At 63.8% G+C, this 24647-nt stretch carries 22 protein-coding genes; 1 reads left to right on the top strand and 21 read right to left on the bottom strand.

Features of this window, described 5'->3' with window-relative positions; all coding sequences use genetic code 11:
• Positions 1 to 445: 445 nt before the first annotated feature.
• The 14 genes from HU772_RS23700 to HU772_RS23765 form a co-directional block, all read right to left on the bottom strand.
• On the bottom strand, positions 446 to 1231 hold the full coding sequence (locus HU772_RS23700; RefSeq protein ID WP_186660666.1) for a MetQ/NlpA family ABC transporter substrate-binding protein: 786 nt from the start codon (positions 1229 to 1231) through the stop codon (positions 446 to 448).
• Between the two features lie 181 nt (positions 1232 to 1412).
• Positions 1413 to 2360, bottom strand: a complete 948-nt coding sequence (locus HU772_RS23705; RefSeq protein ID WP_186660664.1) for a sigma 54-interacting transcriptional regulator — start codon at positions 2358 to 2360, stop codon at positions 1413 to 1415.
• 63 nt (positions 2361 to 2423) lie between these two features.
• Positions 2424 to 3005: an alpha/beta hydrolase gene (locus HU772_RS23710; RefSeq protein WP_186660662.1), complete on the bottom strand. Its 582-nt coding sequence runs from the start codon at positions 3003 to 3005 to the stop codon at positions 2424 to 2426.
• Between the two features lie 354 nt (positions 3006 to 3359).
• On the bottom strand, positions 3360 to 3761 hold the full coding sequence (locus HU772_RS23715; RefSeq protein WP_186660660.1) for an ExbD/TolR family protein: 402 nt from the start codon (positions 3759 to 3761) through the stop codon (positions 3360 to 3362).
• A 1-nt stretch (position 3762) separates the two neighbouring features.
• A complete protein-coding gene (locus HU772_RS23720; protein WP_186660658.1) occupies positions 3763 to 4485 on the bottom strand; it encodes a MotA/TolQ/ExbB proton channel family protein in 723 nt (240 codons plus the stop codon).
• A 30-nt stretch (positions 4486 to 4515) separates the two neighbouring features.
• Entirely contained in the window at positions 4516 to 5301 is a 786-nt protein-coding gene (locus tag HU772_RS23725; protein WP_186660656.1) for an energy transducer TonB, read from the bottom strand.
• 368 nt (positions 5302 to 5669) lie between these two features.
• Positions 5670 to 6659 carry a sulfate/molybdate ABC transporter ATP-binding protein gene (locus HU772_RS23730; RefSeq protein ID WP_186660654.1) on the bottom strand — a complete coding sequence of 330 codons (990 nt, stop codon included), beginning with the start codon at positions 6657 to 6659 and terminating at the stop codon, positions 5670 to 5672.
• A gap of 3 nt (positions 6660 to 6662) precedes the next feature.
• Positions 6663 to 7535, bottom strand: a complete 873-nt coding sequence (gene cysW / locus HU772_RS23735) for a sulfate ABC transporter permease subunit CysW (protein WP_186660652.1) — start codon at positions 7533 to 7535, stop codon at positions 6663 to 6665.
• Positions 7536 to 7547: 12 nt separating this feature from the next.
• Positions 7548 to 8366, bottom strand: a complete 819-nt coding sequence (gene cysT / locus HU772_RS23740) for a sulfate ABC transporter permease subunit CysT (protein ID WP_186660650.1) — start codon at positions 8364 to 8366, stop codon at positions 7548 to 7550.
• Between the two features lie 187 nt (positions 8367 to 8553).
• Positions 8554 to 9561, bottom strand: coding sequence for a sulfate ABC transporter substrate-binding protein (locus HU772_RS23745; RefSeq protein WP_186660648.1), 1008 nt, complete (start codon positions 9559 to 9561; stop codon positions 8554 to 8556).
• 47 nt (positions 9562 to 9608) lie between these two features.
• Entirely contained in the window at positions 9609 to 9791 is a 183-nt protein-coding gene (gene oscA / locus HU772_RS23750; RefSeq protein ID WP_134688907.1) for a sulfur starvation response protein OscA, read from the bottom strand.
• 227 nt (positions 9792 to 10018) lie between these two features.
• Positions 10019 to 13084, bottom strand: coding sequence for an efflux RND transporter permease subunit (locus HU772_RS23755; RefSeq protein ID WP_186660646.1), 3066 nt, complete (start codon positions 13082 to 13084; stop codon positions 10019 to 10021).
• Positions 13081 to 14148, bottom strand: coding sequence for an efflux RND transporter periplasmic adaptor subunit (locus HU772_RS23760; protein ID WP_186660644.1), 1068 nt, complete (start codon positions 14146 to 14148; stop codon positions 13081 to 13083). The genes HU772_RS23755 and HU772_RS23760 overlap by 4 nt, the downstream gene beginning before the upstream one ends.
• Positions 14145 to 15233, bottom strand: a complete 1089-nt coding sequence (locus tag HU772_RS23765; RefSeq protein WP_186660642.1) for an efflux RND transporter periplasmic adaptor subunit — start codon at positions 15231 to 15233, stop codon at positions 14145 to 14147. The genes HU772_RS23760 and HU772_RS23765 overlap by 4 nt, the downstream gene beginning before the upstream one ends.
• 280 nt (positions 15234 to 15513) lie before the next feature.
• Between HU772_RS23765 and HU772_RS23770 the strand changes: the two genes are divergently transcribed.
• Positions 15514 to 15969, top strand: coding sequence for an REP-associated tyrosine transposase (locus HU772_RS23770; protein ID WP_186660640.1), 456 nt, complete (start codon positions 15514 to 15516; stop codon positions 15967 to 15969).
• Positions 15970 to 16060: 91 nt separating this feature from the next.
• Here the strand turns inward: HU772_RS23770 and HU772_RS23775 are convergent, their stop codons facing one another.
• The 7 genes from HU772_RS23775 to HU772_RS23805 form a co-directional block, all read right to left on the bottom strand.
• Positions 16061 to 16954 (bottom strand): ABC transporter permease subunit, encoded by an 894-nt coding sequence (locus HU772_RS23775; protein ID WP_186660638.1) that lies wholly within the window; start codon positions 16952 to 16954, stop codon positions 16061 to 16063.
• Positions 16951 to 17832 (bottom strand): ABC transporter permease subunit, encoded by an 882-nt coding sequence (locus HU772_RS23780; RefSeq protein WP_186660700.1) that lies wholly within the window; start codon positions 17830 to 17832, stop codon positions 16951 to 16953. Before HU772_RS23780 ends, HU772_RS23775 begins: the two co-directional genes overlap by 4 nt.
• Positions 17833 to 17867: 35 nt before the next feature.
• On the bottom strand, positions 17868 to 19010 hold the full coding sequence (potA, locus tag HU772_RS23785; RefSeq protein ID WP_062359856.1) for a polyamine ABC transporter ATP-binding protein: 1143 nt from the start codon (positions 19008 to 19010) through the stop codon (positions 17868 to 17870).
• Between the two features lie 57 nt (positions 19011 to 19067).
• Positions 19068 to 20162 (bottom strand): polyamine ABC transporter substrate-binding protein, encoded by a 1095-nt coding sequence (locus HU772_RS23790; protein WP_186660636.1) that lies wholly within the window; start codon positions 20160 to 20162, stop codon positions 19068 to 19070.
• Positions 20163 to 20323: 161 nt separating this feature from the next.
• Entirely contained in the window at positions 20324 to 21421 is a 1098-nt protein-coding gene (locus HU772_RS23795; protein ID WP_186660635.1) for a polyamine ABC transporter substrate-binding protein, read from the bottom strand.
• A gap of 169 nt (positions 21422 to 21590) precedes the next feature.
• On the bottom strand, positions 21591 to 22952 hold the full coding sequence (locus HU772_RS23800; RefSeq protein WP_186660634.1) for an aspartate aminotransferase family protein: 1362 nt from the start codon (positions 22950 to 22952) through the stop codon (positions 21591 to 21593).
• 48 nt (positions 22953 to 23000) lie between these two features.
• Complete coding sequence (locus HU772_RS23805) at positions 23001 to 24359, bottom strand: glutamine synthetase family protein (protein ID WP_186660633.1); 1359 nt, start codon at positions 24357 to 24359, stop codon at positions 23001 to 23003.
• Positions 24360 to 24647: the final 288 nt, after the last annotated feature.

Genomic DNA, 24647 nt, shown 5'->3' on the forward strand with positions numbered 1-24647 from the left:
GCCTCGACAGAAGATTACGGGGGTACGGCATTGGGGTACGTCCAGGGTCGGCACGAGGGTCGCTCGGCGTCTGTCAGAAGAGATGGCGTTGTGCCGGTAAGCACGTAGCGCTGACTTTACGGGTATAAAAAACTTTTTATAAATACCCATATCGCATATCGATATCCCTGGCGGGGCTAACGGTAAAAATCGCTCATCGTGTCGGGATCTTTCAGCAGGATTGCCCCTCAAAAGGGCTTCACCTCCTGTCTTGCATGGCCATTCCCCTACAAGGACGACAACGATGAACAGCCCTTGCTCGCCGACCTCGAACGAACAGCTTCTCTGGCTCCTGGCCCTGCGCCGGGCGCTGGCCAACGCGTAGGCGCCAGGCTTTCTGGCGCAAACGAAAACGCCGACGCAAATGCGTCGGCGTTTTCATGTCAGGTCTGGCCAGTGCCGCGTATCAGAACGCCGGCAATACCGCGCCTTGGTATTTCTTCTCGATGAATGCCTTCACTTCCGGGCTGGTCAGGGCCTTGGCCAGTTTCTGGATGGCGTCGCTGTCCTTGTTGTCCGGGCGGGCCACCAGGAAGTTCACATACGGCGAATCGCTGCCTTCGATCACCAGGGCGTCCTTGGCTGGGTTCAGGCCGGCTTCCAGGGCGTAGTTGGTGTTGATCATGTCCAGGTCGACCTGGTCCAGCACGCGCGGCAGCATGGCCGACTCGAGCTCCTTGAACTTGAGCTTCTTCGGGTTCTCGGCGATGTCCTTGGGCGTGGCCAGGGCGTTCTTCGGATCTTTCAGGGTGATCAGCCCAGCCTTTTGCAGCAGGAGCAGCGCGCGGCCGCTGTTGCTGCCTTCGTTGGGGATGGCGACGGTGGCGCCGTCCTTCAGCTCGCTCAGGTTCTTCACCTTCTTCGAGTAGCCGCCGAAGGGTTCGACATGCACACCGACCACGGTCTCCAGGTGCGTGCCCTTGCCTTCGTTGAAGTTCTTCAGGTACGGCAGGGTCTGGAAGTAGTTGGCGTCCAGACGCTTCTGGTCGACCTGCACGTTGGGCTGGACATAGTCGGTGAAGACCTTGATCTGCAGGTCCACGCCTTCCTTGGCCAGGGTCGGCTTGATCAGTTCGAGGATTTCAGCGTGCGGTACAGGTGTGGCGGCGACCACCAGTTTCTCGGCGGCATTGGCCAGGCCGGCGAACGACAGGGCGGCGGCCAGGGCGGTGGTCAGCAGGGTCTTTTTCATGGTGATCCTTGTTATCAAGCTGGGCCATCGCAGATGGCGAGTCGGATGCCCATCCGTTCGGGTGGGCGTGAGGCCGACGATACCGGGATTTTTTATTCCGTAACAATATCTTTTGATTAGCTTCTTATTCCAAAAACAAATGGCCATTACGGCCTTTGGTCATGAGCGCCTGTCCACTGCTCTAGACCGTGGCTTGGCCAAGTTTCGCCAGGTTTTGCGCAAGCAACTGGCGCAGGGTATCGAGGGTCTGCACCTCGCCACTGCTGCCCAGTTGCGCCAGTTGGCGGGCCAGACTGGCCAAGGGCGTGACATCCGGCAGGTCGAGGTGCTCGGGGAGGATTTCCTCACCGTCACTGACCAGCAGGGCAAAGTGAATGACGTTCTCCAGTTCACGGGTGTTGCCAGGCCAGGCATGGGCCTCGAGCGCCTGCTGGGCGGCCTCGCTGATCAGCGCCACGGGGCGGTCCAGGCGCAGGCTGTAGATGCCGACGAAGTATTCGGCCAGGGGCAGGATGTCACCGATACGTTCGCGCAACGCTGGCAGGGCCAGCTCACCTTCGTGCAGGTAGTGGTAAAGCCGCTCGTTGAAGCGCCCGGCTTGTACCGCCCTGGCCAGGTCGATGCTGGAGGCGGCCACCAGGCGCACGTCCACCGGCTGCGGGTGCGCGGCCCCCACCCGGGTGACCTCGCGGTTTTCCAGCGCGGCCAGCAGCTTGGCCTGGATCGCCAGTGGTAAATCAGCGATCTCGTCCAGGTACAGCGTGCCGCCATTGGCCGAGCCGAACCAGCCGGCCCGGCTGCTGGCGGTGCCGCCCTGGCTGCCGGCGCTGTAGCCGAACAGTTCGGCATCGGCATAGGTCGGGCTGATCGCCGCGCAGTTGACCGAGACGAACAACCCGCCACGGTCGCTGGCACGGTGGATCTGCCGCGCCAGCAACTCCTTGCCGGTACCGGTCTCGCCACGGATCAGCACCGGCAGCGCCTGCGGCGCCAGGCGCTCGAGGGCCCGGCGCAACGCCTGCGAACGCGGGTCGACGAACACCAAGGCCTTGGCGCGGATGCTCAGCGGGCTCTTGTCCAGTTCGGGGAAGGTCAGCAGCGGCTGGCCGAAGGGGCTGTGAAAAGTCATGCAATGCTCCCGCCCCGGCCATGGCGTGCCGGGGAATCAGCTGGTTCGAAAAACACCGGCGACTCAGGCGCGGCGCAGGGCGCGCTGGTCGACTCGGGCCTGCAGGCGATAGAGGTAGGCAAAGCCTTGCTCCCAGCGCTCATGGCCGGACTTGACGTTGATATGCCCGGCGTTGGCCAGCAGCCCGGCCTCGGCGCCCCAGGCGCGAGCCAGGTACAGGGCGCGTGGCACGCTCACCGCTGGGTCGTTGTCGGAGCTGACCACCTGGCTGGGGAACGGCAAGGCCTGCAACGGGATCGGCGCGAAGTTGCGCAAGGCCGGCGCGCAGGTCGGCCGCTCAACATCCGCCGGCGCCACCAGCAGAGCGCCACGCACCTGGCGCAGCCGTTGCGGGCTGGCCTGGGCGGCCCAGTGGGCGACGGTGATGCAGCCCAGGCTATGGGCGATGAGAATCACCGGCGAGCGCTCGGCGGCAATGGCCTGCTCCAGCGCCTGCACCCAGTCGCGGCGCTGCGGGGTCAACCAGTCTTGCTGCTCGACCCGGGCGCTGTTGGGCAGGCTGCGTTGCCAGTGACTCTGCCAATGGTTGTCTGGCGATCCTTGCCAGCCCGGCACAATCAGGTAACGAATCGACTCATTGCGCATGGGGACGCCTCCGGAAGTTTGCGTGCTTGGCTGCAAGTATAGGGAGGGGGTTATATTCGTAAAGGAATAAGAAGCTATTTATTAATAACCAAAATCATATTAAAGCAACTGTCTTGCACAGTGTTAAGCCCCACGCTTCCCCCTGTAGGAGCGGCCTCGTGTCGCGAAAGGGCTGCGAAGCGGCCCCGGCGATCTGTGCATAAACACTGAAATCCTGGGGCTGCTCCGCAGCCCTTTCGCGACACGAGGCCGCTCCTACAGGAGAGAGGGGATTCCTGATCATTGATAAAAAAAGGGCCATCCCCTGCCAAGGAAAATGGCCCCTAAGCACTTGCCTGAAGAGGGTATCGCCGGTCAGCGCGCGGTGATCACCGCCAGCTTGCTGATCCCGGCCCGTTCGATGGCCGCCATCGCCCGCGCGACCTCGCCGTAGTTCACACCATCATCGGCCTGCAGCTGCACCCGCAGCTCGGCGTCCCTGTCCTTGGCAGCCTTGAGATTGCTCTCCAGCAGGTCCGGCTGGATTTCGTCCTTGTTGATGAACAGCTTGCCGCTGCCATCGATGCTCACCACCAACGGATCCTTCTGCTCGACCGGGGCCACGGCCTCGGTCTTGGGCAGGTTGATGGGAATGGCGTTGGTCAGCAGCGGCGCGGTGACGATGAACACCACCAGCAGCACCAGCATGACGTCCACCAAGGGCGTGACGTTGATTTCACTCAACACTTCGTCGCTGTCCTGGGTCGAGAAAGCCATGTCAGGAGGCCTCCTTCACCGGCTGGGTGAAACCGGCCTGGGCCTTGTGCGCCGTCGGGTGCACCAGCACGCGGAAGGCACTCTTCTGCGCCAGGCTGTAGAAGTCGTGGGCGAAGTCGTCGAGGTCGGCGGCGGTCAGCTTGAGGCGCCGCAGGAAGTAGTTGTAGACCAGCACCGCCGGCACCGCGACGGCGATCCCCACGCCAGTGGCGACCAACGCCGCGCCGATCGGCCCGGCCACGGTTTCCAGGCTCGCCGAGCCGGCCGCGCTGATGCCCTTGAGCGCTTCCATGATGCCCCACACCGTGCCGAACAGGCCGATGAAAGGGGAAGTGCTGCCGATACTGGCGACCACCGCCAGGCCAGTTTCCAGCGAGCGCCGCTCGCGCACGATCTGCTGGCGCAGGGCGCGCTCCAGGCGGTCTTGGTGATTGATCGCATGGCTCAGGTCATTGGCCTGGCCCGGTTCGCCCACGGCAATGGCGGCATAACCAGCCTGGGCGACGCGGGCGGCCGGGCCGGGGCGTTCGTGGCTGAGCTCGGCGGCCGAGTCCAGGCTCGAGGCTGCCCAGAACTGTTGGTGGAAGCGCTTGTCCTGATTCTTCAAGCGCACGAACTGCACGACCTTGACCAGGGCCAGGGCCCAGGTGGCGACGGAAAAACCAACCAGCAGCCAGATGACTGCGCTTTCTACGGATTCGAGGGGGGATGCCAGCAGGCTCATGGTGATGTCTTCCTGTGTTCTGCGAAAAAGTTAGCGAAGCTTGAAATCGATCGGCACGCTGACCCAGCCCGCCTGGGCCACGTCGCCCTGCTTGGCGGGGACGAAGCTCCAGCGCTTGACCGCGGCCAGCGCGGCCTCGTCCAGGGCCGGGCGGCCACTGCTCTGCTGGATCTGGATCTGCCCCGGCTTGCCGCTGGGCAGCACCTCGACACGCAGCAGCACGGTGCCTTCCCAACCCCGGCGCAGGGCCATCTGCGGGTATTCCGGTGCCGGGTTCTTCAGGTACGCGGCATTGGCCGACGGCGGCGTCACTGGCGCCGGCGCGGGTGGCGCCGCTGCGGCCACTGGTGGCGCGGGCGGCGCCGGGGCCGGCTTGGGCTCGGGCTTGGGTTCTGGCTTGGGCCTGGCCACCGGTTTGGGTAGCGGTTTGGGCTTGGGCTTGGGTTTGGCGGCCAGTTCATCGATCACCGGCGGTGGCGGTTCGACCACCGGTGGTGCCGGGGCGGGTGGCGGCGGCTCGACCACTGGTGGCGCGGGTGCGGCGAATTCGATGGTCATCGGTGGGATCTGCGGCGGCACCACCGGCAGCGCCGGGGTCGGTGCCTGGCTGACCCAGTAGGCCGCGGCGCCATGCAAGGCCAGCACCAGCAGGCCCAGGGCCAGCTTGTCGCGGCGCTTGAGGCCACTGACCGGGGTGCGCTGCAGGCGCAGTTGGCCAAGCGGCAGGCGCAGCGTGCGTCCGAGCTCGACCAGGTCGCCCGCTGCCGGACGCCATGGCTGGTCGTAGGCCCTGACGGCCGTCTGGACATTACCCATTGCTCAAACTCCTGGGGTCTCGATTCAGGTGTGTGGCTGAATCATCGGGGCCAGAGACTTAGGTCATAAAGTAATGTTTGAAGTTAAAGTTAGATCCTTTGGGAATATTTGATTTGAGCGCTTGGCTCTAGGCCGCAGGTTTCGCGGGGTGTGGCGTCAGAGCGTTTGGATGATGCTTTACCGGCATATTAAATATTCGCGCAAGGCATCAAATTCTCGCGAGGACGGCGCCCTTGTTCGCGGGTAAACCCGCTCCCACAGGTGTGGTGCCGGCGCGTTCCCTGTGGGAGCGGGTTTACCCGCGAAGACGATGGCGCAGGCAATAAAAAACCCGGGACCATGCCCGGGTTTTCATCACAAGCGGCGGCTCAGATATCCGCCACCTTCTGCCACACCTTCGGCCGGAAGAACAAGGTCTCCCCGCGCGCCAGCCCGGTCAGGCTATCGTGGTCCTTGACCACCTCGGCCTCGATCAGCTCGCTCTGCCCTGCCACCTTCAAGGTGACCCGCGTGGTCGCGCCCAGCGGGCGGATATCGCGCACTTCGGCGGCATGGTGCCCCTCGGTCTCATGGCGCGACAGCGACACCTCGTGCGGGCGGAACAACACATGCTGCCCTTCGGCCAGCGCCAGGCGGTTGGAATCGCCAAGGAAGTGGTAGACGAAATCGTTGGCCGGCTGCTCGTACACCTCGCCGGGCGAACCGATCTGCTCGATCACGCCCTTGTTCATCACCACGATGCGATCGGCCACTTCCATTGCCTCTTCCTGGTCGTGGGTGACGAACACCGAGGTCAGGTTGATGTCTTCGTGCAGCCGCGCCAGCCAGCGGCGCAGCTCCTTGCGCACCTTGGCATCCAGCGCCCCGAACGGTTCGTCGAGCAACAGCACCTTGGGCTCCACCGCCAGGGCGCGGGCCAGGGCGATACGCTGGCGCTGGCCACCGGACAGCTGCTCGGGGTAGCGATCCGACAGCCAGTCGAGTTGGACCATGTTCAGCAGCTCATGGACTTTCTCGGCGATCTTGCTCTCGCTCGGGCGCTCGCCCTTGGGCTTCATGCGCAGGCCGAAAGCGACGTTGTCGAACACGCTCATGTGACGGAACAACGCGTAGTGCTGGAACACGAAGCCGACGTTGCGATCGCGCACGTCGTGGCCGGACACATCCTCGCCATGGAACACGATGCTGCCGTTGTCCGGGGTCTCGAGGCCGGCGATGATGCGCAGCAGGGTGGTCTTGCCGCAGCCGGAAGGGCCAAGCAGGGCCACCAGCTCGCCGCTGTGGATGTCCAGGTTGATGTTGTCCAGGGCCTGGAAGCTGTTGAAGCGCTTGCTGACGTTACGTACTTCGATCGACATGAATCATTCCTCCGCGGCGCTGTGGCGCAGGCGGTTAATACGGTTCTCGCTCCACTGCTTGAGCAGCAGGATGAAGAGCGCCAGGATCAGCAACAGGCTGGCCACACTGAAGGCCGCGACATGGTTGTACTCGTTGTAGAGGATCTCCACGTGCAGCGGCAAGGTGTTGGTGACGCCGCGGATGTGCCCGGACACCACCGACACCGCGCCGAACTCACCCATGGCCCGGGCGGTACACAGCACCACGCCGTAGATCAGGCCCCACTTGATGTTCGGCAAGGTCACGTGCCAGAACATCTGCCAGCCGTTGGCGCCGAGCAAGCGCGCGGCTTCCTCTTCCTGGGTACCTTGCTCCTGCATCAGCGGGATCAGCTCGCGGGCCACGAACGGCACGGTGACGAAGATGGTCGCCAGGACGATGCCTGGCAGGGCAAAGACGATCTGGATGTCATGGTCCTGCAGCCATGGGCCGAACAGCCCCTGGGCGCCGAACATCAGCACGTAGACCAGGCCGGCGATCACCGGCGACACCGAGAACGGCAGGTCGATCAGGGTCACCAGTACGCTCTTGCCACGGAAGCTGTACTTGCTCACGCACCAGGCGGCGGACACCCCGAACACCAGGTTCAACGGCACCGAGATGGCCACCGCCAACAACGTGAGCTTGAGCGCGGACAGCGCGTCGGGCTCGAAGATCGCCTCGAAGAAGGTGCCGAAACCGTTCTTCAGGGCCTGCGACACCACGATCACCAGCGGCAGCGCCAGGAACAGCGCGAAGACGATCCAGGCCAGGGTGATCAGCACGCGGCGCGAGGTCGCGCTGCCACGCCGGGCGGCGTTTGCGGCGGCGGTTGCAGCGAGGGTTTGACTAGACATTGCCGGCCTCCTTCAAGGGGTTTCGATGCGCCGCTGCAGCAGGTTGATCAGCAGCAGCAGGATGAAGGAAACCACCAGCATCAACACGCCGATGGCGGTGGCGCCGGTGTAGTCGTACTGGTCGAGCTTGACCATGATCAGCAGCGGCAGGATCTCGGTCTTCATCGGCATGTTGCCGGCGATGAAGATCACCGAACCGTACTCGCCGACACCCCGGGCGAAGGCCAGGGCGAAACCGGTGAGCCAGGCCGGCAGCAGCGCTGGCGCCAGCACATGGCGGAACACCTGCAAGGGTTTCGCGCCCAGGCAGGCTGCGGCTTCTTCCACTTCACGCGGGATATCGGCCAGCACTGGCTGCACGGTACGCACCACGAACGGCAGGGTGACGAAGGTCAGCGCCAGGGTGATGCCCAGCGGGGTGTAGGCGATCTTGAAGCCCAGCTCGGTGGCGAACTGGCCGACCCAGCCCGCCGGGGCGTACAAGGCGGTCAGGGCGATGCCGGCGACGGCGGTGGGCAGGGCGAACGGCAGGTCGATCATGGCGTCGATGACCTTGCGCCCAGGGAAGGTATAACGCACCAGTACCCAGGCCAGCAGGGTGCCGATCACCCCGTTGATGATGGCGGCGAACAGGGCGGTGCCGAAACTCAGCTTCAGCGCGGCGATGACCCTTGGCGCGCTGATGATGTTCCAGAACTGCTCCCAGGTCAGCTGCGCGGCATGGATGAACATGGCCGCCAGCGGTATCAGCACGATCAGGCTGAGGTACACCAAGGTGTAGCCCAGCGTCAGCCCGAAGCCGGGTATGACGGGGGAAATGCGACGTGACATAAAGGTCCCTGGTTGAACGCACGAAGCCCGGAAACGATCCCGGGCTGGTGCTAGCTTCTGAATCCCGGGGCTGCTTTGCAGCCCATCGCGACACAAGGCCGCTCCTACAGGGGATCGCGCTTTTCTGTAGGAGCGGCCTTGTGTCGCGAAAGGGCCGCAAAGCGGCCCCCGCTCTTTCCATTGCCGATCACTGTGCCTGATAAATCTGGTCGAACACCCCACCGTCATTGAAGAACTTGGGTTGTGCAGTCTTCCAGCCACCGAAGTCCTTGTCGATGGTCACCAGGTCCAGTTGCGGGAACTGCTTGCCGAATTCGGCGGCGACCTTCGCGTCACGCGGCCGGTAGAAGTTCTCCGCGGCGATCTTCTGGCCCGCCGGGCTGTACAGGTGCTTGAGGTATTCCTCGGCGATCTGCTCGTTGCCCTTCTTCTCGGCGTTCTTGTCGACCACGGCCACCGGTGGCTCGGCCAGGATCGACAGCGACGGCACGACGATCTCGAACTTGTCGGCGCCGCCGTCTTCCTTCAGCGCCAGGAAGGCCTCGTTCTCCCAGGCCAGCAGCACATCGCCCTGGCCGTTGTTGACGAAGGTGATGGTCGAGCCACGGGCACCGGTATCGAGCACCGGCACATGCTTGAACAGCGTCTGCACGTATTCCTTGGCCTTCTCTTCGCTGCCACCGGTCTTCAGGCCATAGGCCCAGGCAGCGAGGAAGTTCCAGCGGGCGCCACCGGAGGTTTTCGGGTTCGGGGTGATGACCGAGACGTCCTGCTTGATCAGGTCGCCCCAATCCTTGATGCCTTTCGGGTTGCCCTTGCGCACCAGGAACACGATGGTCGAGGTATACGGCGTGCTGGCGTCCGGCAGGCGCTTCTGCCAGTCCTCCGGCAGGGTCTTGCCGAGCTTGGCGATCTCGTCGATGTCGCCGGCCAGGGCCAGGGTCACCACGTCGGCGCGCAGGCCGTCGATGACCGCCCGCCCCTGCTTGCCCGAACCACCGTGGGACTGCTGGATCTTCACCTTGTCGCCCGGGTGGGCGGCTTGCCAGTGCTTGATGAACTCGGCGTTGTACTGCTGGTACAGCTCGCGAGTCGGGTCATAGGACACGTTCAGCAGTTCGTAGTCCTTGGCGATCGCGGAACCGGCAAAAACGGCACTGGCCAGGGCGGCAAGCGCATAACGGCGGATGGACATGGTGAAGCTCCCGATTGGCATTTTTCTAGTTTTGAAGTGATGCGGGGTCAGCCGGACTTGTTGCCGGGCTGCTGCAGGCGGAACTTCTCCTTGCGTTCGATCTGCACCACCTGAGCGTTGTGCACGGTGATCTCCACTGCGCCGAAGCGCAGGTCGCGCAGGGCGCTCTGGATTTCACGCAGAATGGTGGTTTCGTCCTGACCGTCGATGCTGCGCAGAGATGCACTCATGCTCGTTCTCCTGTGAGTAAGGGTGCCGGGCAGAGGTTTGAAGGGGATTTGCGCCTGGCGTGAGAGCCATACTAGTGAGGCGCGGATATTCTTAAAAATACTGTTTAAGAATGTTTATATAACCGAATTTCAAGCGCTGGATAGATAACCTGTGGGAGCGGGTTTACCCGCGAATGCGGCAGTGGCTGCACCCTCGCATTCGCGGGTAAACCCGCTCCCACAGCACCTCAATGGGCCTTCGGGGTTTTGTTCTGCGGCTCGCGAATCCTGTACCAGGCCACATACAGCGCCGGCAGGAACAGCAGCGTCAGCAGCGTTGCGCTGATGATGCCGCCGATCATGGCGTAGGCCATCGGCCCCCAGAACACTTCCCGGGCAATCGGGATCATGCCAAGGCTCGCCGCCGCGGCCGTCAGCAGGATCGGCCGGCGCCGGTGGTTGGTCGCCTCCACCACCGCATCCCAGGGCGCCAGGCCCTGCTCCTCGAACTCATCGATCTGGGTCACCAGGATCACCGAGTTGCGGATGATGATCCCGACCAGGGCGAGGATCCCGAGGATCGCCACGAAGCCCATCGGCGTGCCCGTGGGCACCAGCGCCAGGACCACGCCAATCAGGCCCAGGGGCGCGACACTGACCACCAGGAACAGCTTCTGCACGCTGTGCAGCTGGATCATCAGGAAGGTCGCCATCAGAAACAGCATCAGCGGGATCACGTCGGCAATCGGCCCCTGGGCCTTGCCACTCTCCTCCACCGTGCCGCCGGTGGCCACTTCGTAGCCCGGTGGCAGCTGGCTGGCGAACGCGTCGATCTTCGGCTTGAGCTGCTCGACCAGGTTGGTGGGCTGGATATCGCCGACCACCGAGGCCTTGATGGTGATGGTCGGCTTGCGGTCGCGCCGCCACACCAGTGGCTGCTCCAGCTCGTAGCGCACGGTGGCGAAGGCCAGCAGTGGGATCGAGGTGCCGTTGGGGCTGACGATCTGCAGGTTCTGCAGGGTGTCGGGCGAGCCGCGCTCGCTGTCCTCGGCACGGGCCACCACATTGACCAGGTAGATGTTGTCGTTGACCTGGGTGATCGGCACGCCGGTGACGATGCTGTTCATCACATTGGCCACATCCTCGGACGACAGCCCGAGCTGGCGCGCCTTGTCCTGGGCGATCTCGACCCGCAGCACCTTACCGGGCTCGTTCCAGTCGTAGATCATCTCGCCGATGTGTTCGTTCTGGTCGAGCAGCGTGGCCAGGTCGATGGCGTGCTTGCGCACCTGGTCGATGTCCTTGCCGCTGACCCGGTACTGGATCGGCCGGCCCACCGGCGGGCCCATTTCCAGCGACTGGACGTTGGTGCCGATACCGACGAAGTCCTTGGTCAGGCGCTCCTGCAGGCGCTGCATCAGTCCACCGCGCTCCTCCAGGCCCTTGCTGACGATGACGAACTGCGCGTAGTACGGGTTCTGCAGTTGCTGGTCCAGGGGCAGGTAGAAGCGGATCGCGCCCTGGCCAATGTAGGTGCTCCAGCTGACGATGTCCGGGTCGCCCTTGAAGGTCGCCTCGAAGCGGTCGACCACCTTGCGCGTTTCCTCGATCGAGGCATTCTGCGGCAGGTTGAGGTCGACGAGGATTTCCGGGCGGTCCGACGAGGGGAAGAACTGGTTCTGCACGAAGCGCATGCCCAGCACCGACAGCACGAACAGCACGATGGTGCCGATCACCGTCACCCAACGGTGGCGCAGGCACCACAGCAGGCTGTGCTCGAAGGCGCGCCCCACCCGGCCTGGCTCGGACTCGTGGGGCTTGAGCTTCTTGCTGTCGAGAATGTGCACGCCCAGCACCGGGGCGAAGAACACCGCGACGATCCATGACACCAGCAGGGCCACGGCGATCACCGCGAACAGGGTGAAGGTGTACTCGCCCGCCGAGCTGGCGTTGAGGCCGATCGGCACGAAGCCGGCCACCGTCACCAAGGTGCCGGTGAGCATGGGGAAGGCGGTGGAGGTGTAGGCGAAGGTCGCCGCCTGCTCCTTGGTCTCGCCCATTTCCAGGCGCGTGACCATGACTTCCACGGTGATCATCGCGTCGTCCACCAGCAAGCCCAGGGCGATGATCAACGCGCCGAGGGAAATCCGCTGCATGGTGATGTCGCTGTACTCCATGAACACGAACACCATGGCCAGCACCAACGGGATCGAGCAAGCCACCACCAGCCCGGCGCGAACCCCGAGGCTGACGAAACTCACCACCAGCACGATCACCACGGCCTCGAACAGCGCGCTGGTGAAGCCACCGACGGCCTGCTTGACCACCACCGCCTGGTCGGAGACGGTATGCACCTCCACGCCCACCGGCAGGTCGTGGGTGATCTGGTCCATGCGCTCGCGCAGCAGTTTGCCGAATACCTGCATGTTGCCGCCGGCCTTCATGCCGATGGCCAGGCCAATGGCGGTCTGGCCGTTGTAGCGGAACATCGGTGAAGGCGGATCGACGTAGCCACGCTCGATGTCGGCCAGGTCGGCGAGGCGGAAGAAACGGTCGTTGATGCGCAGGTTGACGGTTTCCAGGTCCTTCTCCGAGGCGAACTGCCCGGTGGTACGCACCGAAATACGCTCGGGCCCGGCCTCGATCACCCCGGCGGGGGTCACCGCGTTCTGCGCCTGCAAGGCCTGCATCACCTGGCTCTGGTCGATGCCGAACGAGGCCAGCTTGCGGGTCGAAAAGTTGAGGTAGAGCACTTCGTCCTGGGTACCGATAAGCTCGATCTTGCCGATATTGGGCACATCGCGGACCTCGGCACGCACCTGCTCCACATAGTCGCGCAATTGGCGCAAGGTCAGGCCATCGGTGGTGAAGCCGTAGATCGAGCCATAGACGTCGCCGAATTCGTCGTTGAAGCCCGGGCCCTGGATCCCCTTGGGGAACTGGCCGCTGATGTCCTGGATCTTCTTGCGTACCTGGTACCAGATCTCGGGGATGTCCTTGCCCTTGGTGGTGTCGCGCAGATAGACATAGACCGTGGACTCGCCGGGGCGGGTGTAGCTTTTCACATAATCGAGCGAATCCAGTTCCTCGAGCTTCTTCTCGATACGGTCGGTGATCTGCAGCAGGGTTTCGTCCTGGGTCGCGCCGGGCCAGCGGGTCTGGATCACCATGGTCTTGATGGTGAACGACGGGTCTTCCTCGCGGCCCAGGTTGAGGTAGGAGAACACCCCCATCACCAGGCTGACGGCCATCAGGTACCAGACGAACGACTGGTGCCGCAACGCCCACTCGGACAGGTTGAAGCTTCCTTTCATCGTGCGTCCTCGTCGAAGGTGACCTTCTGGCCGGGCTTGAGGATGTTGACGCCTGCGGTGACCACGCGCTCGCCGGGCTGCACGCCACTGGCCAGCACGATGCGCTGCGGGTCGCGCTCGAGCAGTTGCACATCACGGGTGGCGACTGTCTTCTGCTGCGGGTCGACCACCCACACCTGGGTCTTGCCGTCCCGTTCGAGCAGGGCGCTGCGCGGCAACTCGCTGCGCGGGCTGACCGCCGAGCTCAGGGTCACGCTGACGGCGGTGCCGAGGTGGAAGGTGTCCGGGGTGCTGACCAGGGTCAACCGGGCGCGCCGGGTGCGGGTGGTGGCGTCGGCCTGGGGCTCAAGCTCGCGCAGGGTGGCGGTGGTGCTGATGCTCGGCTCCAGTTGCAGGGCGACGGTGAAGGTCAGGTCCTTGCTCAATTGCTCGGCCAGATAGGTGGGCAGGTCGATCACCGCCTCCTTCACGTCCGGGCGGGCCAGGGTGACTACGGCCTGGCCGGCACTGACGGTCTGCCCGGCCTCGGCCTGCCAGGCGGTGACCACGGCCGCGTGGTCGGTACGCAGTGTGCTGTAGTCGAGCTGGTCACGGGCCTGGCTGACCGCCGAACGCGCCTGCTCCAGGGCGGCGCCGGTGGTCTTCAGGTTGGTCTGGGCGATATCCAGCTGGGCCTGGGCGCCCACGCCGCGGTCGTACAGCTGCTGCTGGCGGCGGGCATCCGCCTGGGCGTTGATCCACTGTGCCTGCACCTTGGCCAAGTCGCCCTCGGCGGCGCGCAACTGGTTCTGCTGGTCGGTCGGGTCAAGGGTGGCGAGGGTATCGCCGGGTTTCACCTGGGCACCGACATCGAGCCAGCGCCGGGCGATGCGCCCCGAGACGCGAAAGCCCAGGGTGCTCTCGAAGCGCGCCTGGATGCTCCCGGCAAAGCGCCCCAGTTGTGCCTGCACCTGGGGCTCGACCAGGGTGGAGAGCACTGGCCGGACCGGCTCGGCCTGCTCCTTGTCACTGCCGCAGGCGCTCAGCAGCAGCGCAACCGGCAACACGATCATCAGGCGGTTCATTGCGCACCTCCGGCATCCCGGACGTCGATCTTCTGCACCTGCATGCCCGGGTGCAGCAATTGAGCGCCGCCGACCACCACGGTCTCGCCGCCCTTCACCCCATCGGCGATCACTATCTTGCCGGTGAGGTAACGCCCCACCCGGACCTTGCGCAGTTCGACCTTGTCGCCCTCGCCCACCACCCACACCGCCGGCTCGTGCAGCGCCTTGGTCAGCGCCGCCCATGGCAGCTCGATGCTGGGCCGGCCCTGGGCATTGGTCGCGGCGGTGACCGGCGAACCAAGCTGCATGCCCGCGGGCACATCGCGCAGGGCCACCTTGACCTGTACCGTGCCGCTCTGCGCCGAGACGGTCGGGGTGATTTCACGCACCCGGCCCTTGGCCTGGATCTGCGGATCGTCGAGCAGGCTGACCGTCACCCCCTCATCGCTGGGCCCGCCCACCAGCAAGGACTCATACACGTTGAACACCGCGTCACGGTCGCCGTCCACGGCCAGGCTGAAGATCGGCATGGTTGCCTGCACCACTTGGCCGACCTCGGCCTGGCGCGCGGTGATCACTCCGTCGGCTTCCGACACCAGGGCCGTGTAGCCCAACTGTTCGTTGGCGTTGGCCAGTTGTGCCTGAGCGGCCTTGAGCGCGCTCTGGCTGCTGCGCAGCGCCGCTTCGGCGGAATCGTACTCGCTCTGGCTGGTGTAGCCCTTGGGCAGGAGCTTCTGCTGGCGCACGAACGCGGCGCTGGTCTGGGTGACCCGGGCCTGTTCGGCGAACACCTCGGCCTTGGCCGAGTCGACGTTGTTCTGCAGGTCTTTCGGGTCCAGGCGCGCCAGCACCTGGTTGGCCTTGACGTGGTCGCCGACATCGACGCTGCGGGCGATGATCTTGCCGCCCACGCGGAACGACAGGTCGGTCTGCACCCGTGCCTGCACGTCCCCGGTCAGGGTGACCCGGGCGGCGAAGTCGGTGGGCTGCACCTGTTGCACCACGACCCGGGGCAACACCTGGACGACCTCCTCCTTGCCACAACCCGAAAGCATGAACAGCAGCCCCAGGCAAACGACCGACGATGGACGTGTCAACGTCATTCGGGCTCCTTGCTTGCGCGCAGATGATTCGTGGGATGCGACTGTTAGCGTAGATCAGGGATGGGAAAAGGGTACTGGGTTGGAATTTGTGGTGGCTGCAGAGGCCTCTTCGTGGGCAAGCCCGTTCCCTCAGGGGCCGAGGGACACACAGCGCCTGTGGGAGCGGGTTTACCCGCGAAGAGGCCATCACCCTTGCCACATGCAGAAACCATCTGCAGCCAAGTCACTTCACTCCAACCGCTACCGTTCAGAAGAGATGTGTTCTCAAGGAATGACTCGAATGCCTGTCGCTCAATCCCATCTGCTGCGTCGTGGCCGCTTTTCCGAGCCAGGGAGGCTCTACCTGCTGACCAGCATCACCCACCAACGCAAACCTTTCTTCGGGGATTTCCATAACGCGCGCCTGGTCGTACAGCAACTGCGTCGGTCAGATCAGGAACAAGCCTGCCGATCACTGGCTTGGGTGGTGATGCCGGATCATCTGCATTGGTTGGTCGAGTTGAAGTCGGTAACGCTTGGAACGCTGATGCGCAGGTTCAAGTCGCGCTCCAGTCTTGAATTACACAAGGCTGGTGTCAGGCATCATCCGATCTGGCAGAGCGGATATCAGGACCATGCATTGCGCCGGGTAGAGAATGTGGTCCATGTCGCCAGGTACATCGTTGCCAATCCGTTGCGGGCAGGACTGGTCAGCAGTGTCAGGGACTATCCGCATTGGGACGCGGTCTGGCTTTGATTCGGTGTGGGGAGCATTCGCGGGTAAACCCGCTCCCACAGGGGCTGTGATGCACACATGCCCTGTGGGAGCGGGTTTACCCGCGAAAGGCTCAGGCCTGCGCGGTGGCCTGGGCTGGACGGCGTACTTGCGGCTGCGAGACGTTCGCCGCGGCGCCCTCTTCGATGGCCTGCTGGATCGCCCGGCGGCGACGCTCTTCGGCCTGGCGGCTGAAGTACCAGACCAGGAAGGTCACCAGCGACACCGACAGCAGGATCAAACTGGCAATGGCGTTGATGTCCGGCTTCACGCCCAGGCGCACTGCCGAGAACACTTCCATCGGCAGAGTGGTCGAGCCGGGGCCGGAGACGAAGCTCGCCAGCACCAGGTCATCCAGCGACAGGGCGAACGACATCATCCCGCCCGCCGCCAGCGACGGCGCGATCATCGGGATGGTGATCAGGAAGAACACCTTCCACGGCTTGGCGCCCAGGTCCATGGCGGCTTCTTCGATGGACAGGTCCAGCTCACGCAGGCGCGCCGACACCACCACCGCCACATAGGCGGCGCAGAACGTGGTGTGGGCGATCCAGATGGTGACGATGCCACGCTCCTGGGGCCAGCCGATCATCTGTGCCATGGCCACGAACAGCAGCAACAGCGACAGACCGGTGATCACCTCGGGCATTACCAGCGGCGCGGTGACCAGGCCACCGAACAGGGTGCGGCCCTTGAAGCGGGTGACCCGGGTCAGCACGAAGGCCGCCAGGGTGCCCAGCGCCACCGCCGCGACCGCCGTGTAGCAGGCGATCTCCAGCGAGCGCATCACCGAACCCATCAGCTGGGTGTTGTCGAGCAGGCCGACGTACCACTTCACCGACCAGCCACCCCACACCGTCACCAGCTTCGAGGCGTTGAACGAGTAGATCACCAGGATCAGCATCGGCAGGTAGATGAACAGCAAGCCGAGCACCAGCATCAGCTTGGAGAAACTGAAGCGTTTCATGCGCGGCCCTCCATCTCTTTGGCCTGACTACGGTTGAACAGCAGGATCGGCACGATCAGGATCGCCAGCATCACCACCGCCAGGGCGGACGCCACCGGCCAGTCGCGGTTGTTGAAGAACTCCTGCCACAGCACCTTACCGATCATCAGGGTTTCCGGGCCGCCGAGCAGCTCAGGGATGACGAACTCGCCCACCACCGGGATGAACACCAGCATGCAGCCGGCGATGATGCCGTTCTTCGACAGCGGCACGGTGATCTTCCAGAAGCTGTTGAAGGTGCTCGAACCCAGGTCCGAAGCGGCCTCGAGCAGGCTCTCGTCGTGCTTCACCAGGTTGGCGTACAGCGGCAGGATCATGAACGGCAGGTACGAATAGACCACGCCGATGTACACCGCCAGGTTGGTGTTGAGGATCTGCAACGGCTGGTCGATCAGCCCCAGCCACATCAGGAAGCTGTTGAGCAGGCCGTTGTTGCTGAGGATGCCCATCCAGGCATAGACGCGGATCAGGATCGCGGTCCAGGTCGGCATCATGATCAGCAGCAGCAGGACGGTCTGCGACTCCTTCTTGGCCTTGGAGATGGCATAGGCCATCGGGTAGCCGATCAGCAGGCAGAGCAAGGTGCTGAAGAAGGCCACTTTCAACGAGCCAAGGTAGGCCGCGATGTACAGTTCATCCTCGGTGAGCAGGCCGTAGTTGGCCAGGTTCAGCACCAGCTGGACCTTGCCTTCGAGATAGGTGTAGATCTCGGTGTACGGCGGAATCGCCACGTCGGCTTCGGCAAAGCTGATCTTCAGGACGATGAAGAACGGCAGCATGAAGAACAGGAACAGCCAGATGAACGGCACGCCGATCACCATGTGCCGTCCTTCGGGGATCAAGCGCTGGAGGGCTCGTTTGAGCTTTCGTGGTTTCATGAGCGCAGTACCACGCCACTGTCGTCTTCCCACCACACGTAGACTTCGTCATCCCAGGTCGGCCGAGTGCCCTGACGCTCGGCGTTGGCGACGAACGACTGGACGATCTTGCCGCCGGGCAGCTCGACGTAGAACACCGAATGACCACCAAGGTAGGCGATGTCGTGGACCTTGCCGCGCGACCAGTTGTGCTCGCAGGTCGGCTGCTCGGTGGTGACCAGCAGCTTCTCCGGGCGCAGGGCGTAGGTGATGTGCTTGTCCTCGACCGAGGTGGTGACGCCGTGGCCGACGTAGATCTTGCGCTCCAGTTCCGGGCTGGCAATGATCGCGTGGCCTTCGGCGTCGTCGACCACTTCACCTTCGAACAGGTTGACGTTGCCGATGAACTCGCAGACCAGGCGGCTGGTCGGGGTCTCGTAGACGTCGATCGGGCTGCCGATCTGGGCGATCCAGCCCAGGTGCATGATGGCGATGCGCTGGGCCATGGTCATGGCCTCTTCCTGGTCGTGGGTCACCATCACGCAGGTCACGCCCACGCGCTCGATGATCTCCACCAGCTCCAGCTGCATCTGCGAGCGCAGCTTCTTGTCCAGCGCGCCCATTGGCTCGTCGAGCAGCAGCAGCTTCGGGCGCTTGGCCAGCGAGCGGGCCAGGGCCACGCGCTGGCGCTGGCCACCGGACAGCTGGTGCGGCTTGCGCTTGGCGTACTGGGTCATGTGCACCAGCTTGAGCATCTCGGCCACGCGGGCTTCGATCTCGGCCTTGGGCATCTTGTCCTGCTGCAGGCCGAAGGCGATGTTCTGCGCCACGGTCATGTGCGGGAACAGCGCGTAGGACTGGAACATCATGTTGATCGGCCGCTCGTAGGGCGGCATGTCGGTGATGTCGACGCCATCGAGGAAGATCCGCCCTTCGGTCGGACGCTCGAAACCGGCCAGCATGCGCAGCAAGGTGGACTTGCCGGAACCGGAGCCGCCCAGCAGGGCGAAGATCTCGCCCTTGCGGATTTCCAGGGACACATCGTCCACGGCTACCGTTTCGTCGAACTTTTTCGTGACCCGGTCGATCTTGACCAGCACCTGCTTGGGTTGCTGGCCACCCTCGAGGGCTTTCTTATAGGCACCGGAGGCAACTGCCATGAGTGAAACTCCCAACAAGATTTGTGTGCCCACCGCTGCGCTGGCGGGCCTGGATTGTTACTTGCCCGACTTGACCTTGGTCCAGCTGCGGGTCATCAAACGTTGCACCTTGGGTGGCAACTCGGCATTGACGAACATCTTGTCCAGCACTTCCTGCGGTGGGTAAACCGCGGCGTCAGCCCTCACGGCCTGGTCCATCAGGTCGCCAGCCTTGGGGTTCGGGTTGGCGTAACCGACGTAATCACTGACCTGGGCGATGACCTCAGGCTTCAGCAAATAGTTGATAAAGGCGTGGGCCTCCTTGACGTTGCGGGCGTCCTTGGGGATCGCCAGCACATCGAACCAGAGGTTGCCGCCTTCCTTGGGAATCGCATAGGCCAGCTTGACCCCCTTGTGCGCCTCTTCGGCGCGGGCCTTGGCCTGGAATACATCGCCGGAGAAACCGGCGGCGACGCAGATGTCGCCGTTGGCCAGGTCGGTGATGTACTTCGAGGAATGGAAATAGGTCACGTAAGGACGCACCGCCTGCAGCTTCTGCTCGGCCTTCTGGTAGTCCTCGGGGTTCTGGCTGTTCGGGTCCAGGCCCATGTAGTTGAGCACCGCCGGCATCATCTCGTCGGCCGAGTCGAGGAAGGCCACCCCGCATTTGCTGAGTTTCTGCATGTTCTCGGGCTCGAACAGCACCGCCCAGGAATCGATCTTGTCGACGCCCAGCGCCGCCTTGACCTTCTCGACGTTGTAGCCGATGCCATTGGTGCCCCACAGGTAGGGGACGGCGTACTGGTTGCCCGGATCGTTCTTCTCGAGGCGCTTCATCAGCGCCGGATCGAGGTTCGGGTAGTTGGGCAGCAGGTCACGGTCGAGCTTCTGGAACGCGCCCGCCTTGATCTGCTTGCCGAGGAAATGGTTGGTCGGCACGACCACGTCGTAGCCGCTGCGCCCGGCCAGCAACTTGCCTTCCAGCGTGTCGTTGCTGTCGAACACGTCGTACTTGGGCTCGATCCCGGTTTCCTTCTGGAAATCGGCGAGCGTGGTGGGGCCGACATAGTCGGACCAGTTGTAGATGTGCACCGTGGGCGCCGCTTGGACGCTGCAAGCCAGCGTCAGGCCCGCTCCGGCCATCAAGGCCTGGCGAAAAACAGAAATGGACAAGTGGGTGGTCCTCACAATCAGTGCCTTTGCGGGCAGTAAACCTCGGCCGCACACGCAAAACCGGCGCGCAACTTACCTTCACGGCGTGGATGCCGCAAACTTATTTGCCTCAAGCGTCCCCCAGGCCGGGAAACCCCGGCCCAGAGGCTCCTGCATCGGGCTTACTTGCCCGACTTGATCTTGGTCCAGCTGCGGGTGATCACACGCTGGGCGGCAGCCTCGGGGGCGGCGATCGCGTACAGCTGTTTCTTCACTTCGGCCGGCGGGTAGATGCTCGGGTCGCTGGTGATGTCCTTGTCGACGAAAGCGGTGGCCGCCTTGTTGCCGTTCGGGAAGCGCACGGCATTGGTGATCTCGGCCATGACTTCAGGCTGCAGCAGGAAGTCCATGAACTTGTAGGCGGCTTCCTTGTGCTCGGCATCCTTGGGGATGGCGACCATGTCGTAGAAGGTACCGGCGCCTTCCTTCGGAATGATGTAGTCCAGCTTGACCTTGTCGCCGGCTTCGTGGGCGCGGGCCTTGGACTGCTCCAGGTCGCCCGAGTAACCGACGGCCAGGCAGATGTTGCCGTTGGCCAGGTCACCGATGTACTTGGAGGAGTGGAAGTAGGTGATCGAAGGACGGATGCTCAGGAACAGGTCCTCGGCGGCCTTCAGGTCTTCTTTCTTGGTGCTGTTGCTCGGCTTGCCCAGGTAGTGCAGCGCGGCCGGGAGCATTTCGGTCGGTGCATCGAGGAAGCTCACGCCGCAGCTCTTGAGCTTGGCGATGTTCTCGGGCTTGAACACCACGTCCCACGAGTCGATCTTGTCCACGCCCAGCGCGGCCTTGACCTTCTCCGGGTTGTAGCCGATGCCGATGGAGCCCCACATGTACGGGAACGCGTGCTTGTTGCCCGGGTCGCTGGCGTCGCCGACGGCCTTGAGCAGGTCTTCGTCGAGGTTCTTCCAGTTGGGCAGCTTGGAGCGGTCCAGCTCGTCATAGACGCCGGCCTTGATCTGCTTGGCCAGGAAGTTGTTGGACGGCACCACGATGTCGTAGCCCGACTTGCCGGCCAGCAACTTGGCTTCGAGGGTTTCGTTGCTGTCGAACACGTCGTACTTGACCTTGATGCCCGACTGCTTCTCGAACTTGGCGATGGTGTCCGGCGCGATGTAGTCCGACCAGTTGTAGACGTTCAACACCTTGTCTTCAGCCTGAACAGCGGTGGCCATGGCGCCCATCAGGGCGGCGGCCAGCAGCGTCTTGCCCATTTTCTTCATGCGTTATGCTCCAGAATTTATTATCAAGCCATCTGTTCAGCAGCCAGGTCCCACGGGTCACGCGCTGGGCGACTGAAACAGCCGTTAGTCTGGCAAGTTACAAGGCGCTGTTTCAACCGAAGCAGGGCCTTGTAACGACTTAATGTCACCTCGCCAGCCTAGCAGACCGTCATTTGATCGCTTCGTACGTCAAATCCAGGCACTTGCGCGCCTTTTCCACCAGTTCGTCCACCTCTTGGCGGCTGATCACCAGCGGCGGCGCGATGATCATGGTGTCGCCCACCGCGCGCATGATCAGGCCGTTGTCGAAGCAGAAGTTGCGGCAGATCATGCCCACGCCCTTGCCCTCGTAACGGCTGCGGGTGGCCTTGTCCTTGACCAGCTCGATCGCGCCGAGCAGGCCCAGGCCGCGCACCTCGCCCACCAACGGGTGGTCCTGCAGCTCACGCAGACGTTTTTGCAAGTACGGTGCCACTTCCGTGCGCGCCTTCTCGACGATCTGCTCGTCGCGCAGGATGCGCAGGTTTTCCAGGCCCACCGCCGCCGCCACCGGGTGGCCGGAGTAAGTAAAGCCGTGGTTGAAGTCGCCACCTTCGCTGATTACCTTGGCCACACTGTCACGCACGATCACACCGCCCATGGGGATGTAACCGGAGGTCAGGCCCTTGGCGATGGTCATCAGGTCGGGGGCGAGGTCGTAGTAGTCCGAGCCGAACCATTCGCCGGTGCGGCCAAAGCCACAGATCACCTCGTCGGCGACGAACAGGATGTCGTACTTGGCCAGGATCTCCTTGATCTTCGGCCAGTAGGTCTCTGGCGGAATGATCACCCCACCGGCGCCCTGGATCGGCTCGGCGATGAAGGCGGCGACGTTGTCCTCGCCGACTTCGAGAATCTTCTTCTCCAGCTGTTCGGCCGCCCACACGCCGAACTCGTCCGGAGTCATGTCGCCACCCTCGCCGAACCAGTACGGTTGCGGGATGTGCACGATGCCCGGGATCGGCAGGCCGCCCTGCTCGTGCATGCCGCTCATGCCGCCCAGGCTCGCGCCGGCCACGGTGGAGCCGTGGTAGCCGTTGACCCGGCCGATGATGGTCTGCTTGCTCGGCTTGCCCTTGAGCGCCCAGTAGTGGCGGACCATGCGCAGCACGGTGTCGTTGCCCTCGGAACCGGAACCGGTGAAGAACACATGGGTCATGCCCTTGGGCGCCACCTCGGTGATCGCCTTGGCCAGCTCCAACGCTGGCGGGTGGGCGGTCTGGAAGAACAGGTTGTAGTACGGCAGCTCGCGCATCTGCTTCTCTGCCGCCTGCACCAGTTCCTCACGGCCGTAACCGACCGCCACGCACCACAGGCCGGCCATGCCGTCGAGGATCTTGTGCCCCTCGCTGTCCCACAAATGCACACCCTGGGCCTTGGTGATGATGCGCGGCCCCTTCTCCTTCAGCTGCTTGTAGTCACTGAACGGAGCCAGGTGGTGCTCGCCGCTGAGGGCTTGCCATTCACGGGTTTGCGGGTTGTTGACGCTCATGTGCCTCTCCATTTTCCGGTGGCCGCCCAGCGGCGGCCTCAGGGTTGATCACACAGCAAACAGCAGGAACTCACGCTCCCAGGAGCTGATGACGCGTTTGAAGTTCTCGTGCTCGGCGCGCTTGGTGGCGACGTAGCCGGCGATGAATTTCTTGCCCAGGTACTGCTCCAGCGCCCGGCTGTTCTCCATGCGCTCGAGGGCGTCCTCGATGGTCAGCGGCAGGCGCAGGTTGCGTCGCTCGTAACCACGGCCCTGTACCGGCGCGCTGGCCTCGATGCCCTCGACCATGCCGATGTAACCGCACAGCAAGCTGGCGGCGATGGCCAGGTAAGGGTTGGCGTCGGCGCCCGGCAGGCGGTTCTCGACACGGCGGTTCTGCGGGCCGGCATCCGGCACGCGCAGGCCGACGGTGCGGTTCTCCTCGCCCCACTCGACGTTCACCGGCGCCGAGGTGTCGGGCAGGAAGCGGCGGAACGAGTTGACGTTGGGGGCGAACAGCGGCAACGCCTCGGGGATGAACTTCTGCAGGCCGCCGATATGGTTGAGGAACAGCGCGCTCATGCTGCCGTCTTCATTGCTGAAGATGTTCTTGCCGGTGGCCACGTCGACCACGCTCTGGTGCAGGTGCATGGCGCTGCCCGGCTCGCCGGTCATCGGCTTGGCCATGAAGGTGGCGGCCACGTTGTGCTTGAGCGCGGCCTCGCGCATGGTGCGCTTGAACACCAGGATCTGGTCGGCCAGGTGCAGCGCGTCGCCGTGACGGAAGTTGATCTCCATCTGCGCCGTGCCGTCCTCATGGATCAGCGTGTCGAGGTCCAGTTGCTGCAGTTCGCACCAGTCGTAGACATCCTCGAACAGCGGGTCGAATTCGTTGGCGGCCTCGATGGAGAACGACTGGCGACCGGTTTCCGGACGCCCGGAACGGCCCACCGGCGGCTGCAGCGGGAAGTCCGGATCTTCGCTACGCTTGGTCAGGTAGAACTCCATCTCTGGCGCGACAATCGGCTGCCAGCCCTTGTCGGCATAGAGCTTGAGGACTTTTTTCAGGACGTTGCGCGGCGACAGCTCGACCGGGTTGCCCTTCTTGTCGTAGGTGTCGTGGATCACCTGGGCGGTTGGCTCGATGGCCCAGGGCACGAGGTACACCGCGTTCTCGTCGGGGCGGCAGATCATGTCGATGTCGGCCGGGTCGAGCAGTTCGTAATAGATGTCGTCGTCGACGTAGTCGCCGGTCACGGTCTGCAGCAGCACGCTCTCGGGCAGGCGCATGCCCTTCTCGGCGATGAACTTGTTGGTGGGCGAGATCTTGCCGCGGGTAATGCCGGTCAGGTCGCTGATCAGGCATTCCACTTCGGTGATCTTGTGCTCTTTCAACCAATCGGTGAGCTGGTCGAGGTTGGTACTCATAAATACCTCAGGAGGTAATGTGGCCCGGTTGCACAGAACCGGCCGCCACTGACGCCAGGCGTCGGGCAAAGTCGGCGCGCACGGCGCCGAGGGGCCTGGACAGGCCCGCGCCTTGATTCTGGATGGTGTCGCTGGCTAAAGCAAAACCCCTCGCGCAGGGCGGCAGCGCAGGCACGCGATGAGCGTGGCCACGGGCACGAAGCGAAAGGCTGACAGGAAGGAGGTGCGGCGCTAAAGCGTTACGAGGTATGGCCTTTTTAGGCGAACCGTCAATTATTGCGGCCAGCG

The organism is Pseudomonas xantholysinigenes (genome assembly GCF_014268885.2).
GTDB classification, from domain to species: Bacteria; Pseudomonadota; Gammaproteobacteria; order Pseudomonadales; family Pseudomonadaceae; genus Aquipseudomonas; species Aquipseudomonas xantholysinigenes.

Coding starts and splice junctions, on each gene's coding strand:
- HU772_RS23765 (WP_186660642.1), bottom strand. CDS start 15,233: ATGACGTTGACACGTCCATCGTCGGTCGTTTGCCTGGGGCTGCTGTTC.
- cysT (WP_186660650.1), bottom strand. CDS start 8,366: ATGTCACGTCGCATTTCCCCCGTCATACCCGGCTTCGGGCTGACGCTG.
- HU772_RS23745 (WP_186660648.1), bottom strand. CDS start 9,561: ATGTCCATCCGCCGTTATGCGCTTGCCGCCCTGGCCAGTGCCGTTTTT.
- HU772_RS23805 (WP_186660633.1), bottom strand. CDS start 24,359: ATGAGTACCAACCTCGACCAGCTCACCGATTGGTTGAAAGAGCACAAG.
- HU772_RS23720 (WP_186660658.1), bottom strand. CDS start 4,485: ATGAGCCTGCTGGCATCCCCCCTCGAATCCGTAGAAAGCGCAGTCATC.
- HU772_RS23800 (WP_186660634.1), bottom strand. CDS start 22,952: ATGAGCGTCAACAACCCGCAAACCCGTGAATGGCAAGCCCTCAGCGGC.
- HU772_RS23725 (WP_186660656.1), bottom strand. CDS start 5,301: ATGGGTAATGTCCAGACGGCCGTCAGGGCCTACGACCAGCCATGGCGT.
- cysW (WP_186660652.1), bottom strand. CDS start 7,535: ATGTCTAGTCAAACCCTCGCTGCAACCGCCGCCGCAAACGCCGCCCGG.
- oscA (WP_134688907.1), bottom strand. CDS start 9,791: ATGAGTGCATCTCTGCGCAGCATCGACGGTCAGGACGAAACCACCATT.
- HU772_RS23710 (WP_186660662.1), bottom strand. CDS start 3,005: ATGCGCAATGAGTCGATTCGTTACCTGATTGTGCCGGGCTGGCAAGGA.
- HU772_RS23715 (WP_186660660.1), bottom strand. CDS start 3,761: ATGGCTTTCTCGACCCAGGACAGCGACGAAGTGTTGAGTGAAATCAAC.
- potA (WP_062359856.1), bottom strand. CDS start 19,010: ATGGCAGTTGCCTCCGGTGCCTATAAGAAAGCCCTCGAGGGTGGCCAG.
- HU772_RS23700 (WP_186660666.1), bottom strand. CDS start 1,231: ATGAAAAAGACCCTGCTGACCACCGCCCTGGCCGCCGCCCTGTCGTTC.
- HU772_RS23705 (WP_186660664.1), bottom strand. CDS start 2,360: ATGACTTTTCACAGCCCCTTCGGCCAGCCGCTGCTGACCTTCCCCGAA.
- HU772_RS23770 (WP_186660640.1), top strand. CDS start 15,514: ATGCCTGTCGCTCAATCCCATCTGCTGCGTCGTGGCCGCTTTTCCGAG.
- HU772_RS23730 (WP_186660654.1), bottom strand. CDS start 6,659: ATGTCGATCGAAGTACGTAACGTCAGCAAGCGCTTCAACAGCTTCCAG.
- HU772_RS23755 (WP_186660646.1), bottom strand. CDS start 13,084: ATGAAAGGAAGCTTCAACCTGTCCGAGTGGGCGTTGCGGCACCAGTCG.
- HU772_RS23775 (WP_186660638.1), bottom strand. CDS start 16,954: ATGAAACGCTTCAGTTTCTCCAAGCTGATGCTGGTGCTCGGCTTGCTG.
- HU772_RS23795 (WP_186660635.1), bottom strand. CDS start 21,421: ATGAAGAAAATGGGCAAGACGCTGCTGGCCGCCGCCCTGATGGGCGCC.
- HU772_RS23760 (WP_186660644.1), bottom strand. CDS start 14,148: ATGAACCGCCTGATGATCGTGTTGCCGGTTGCGCTGCTGCTGAGCGCC.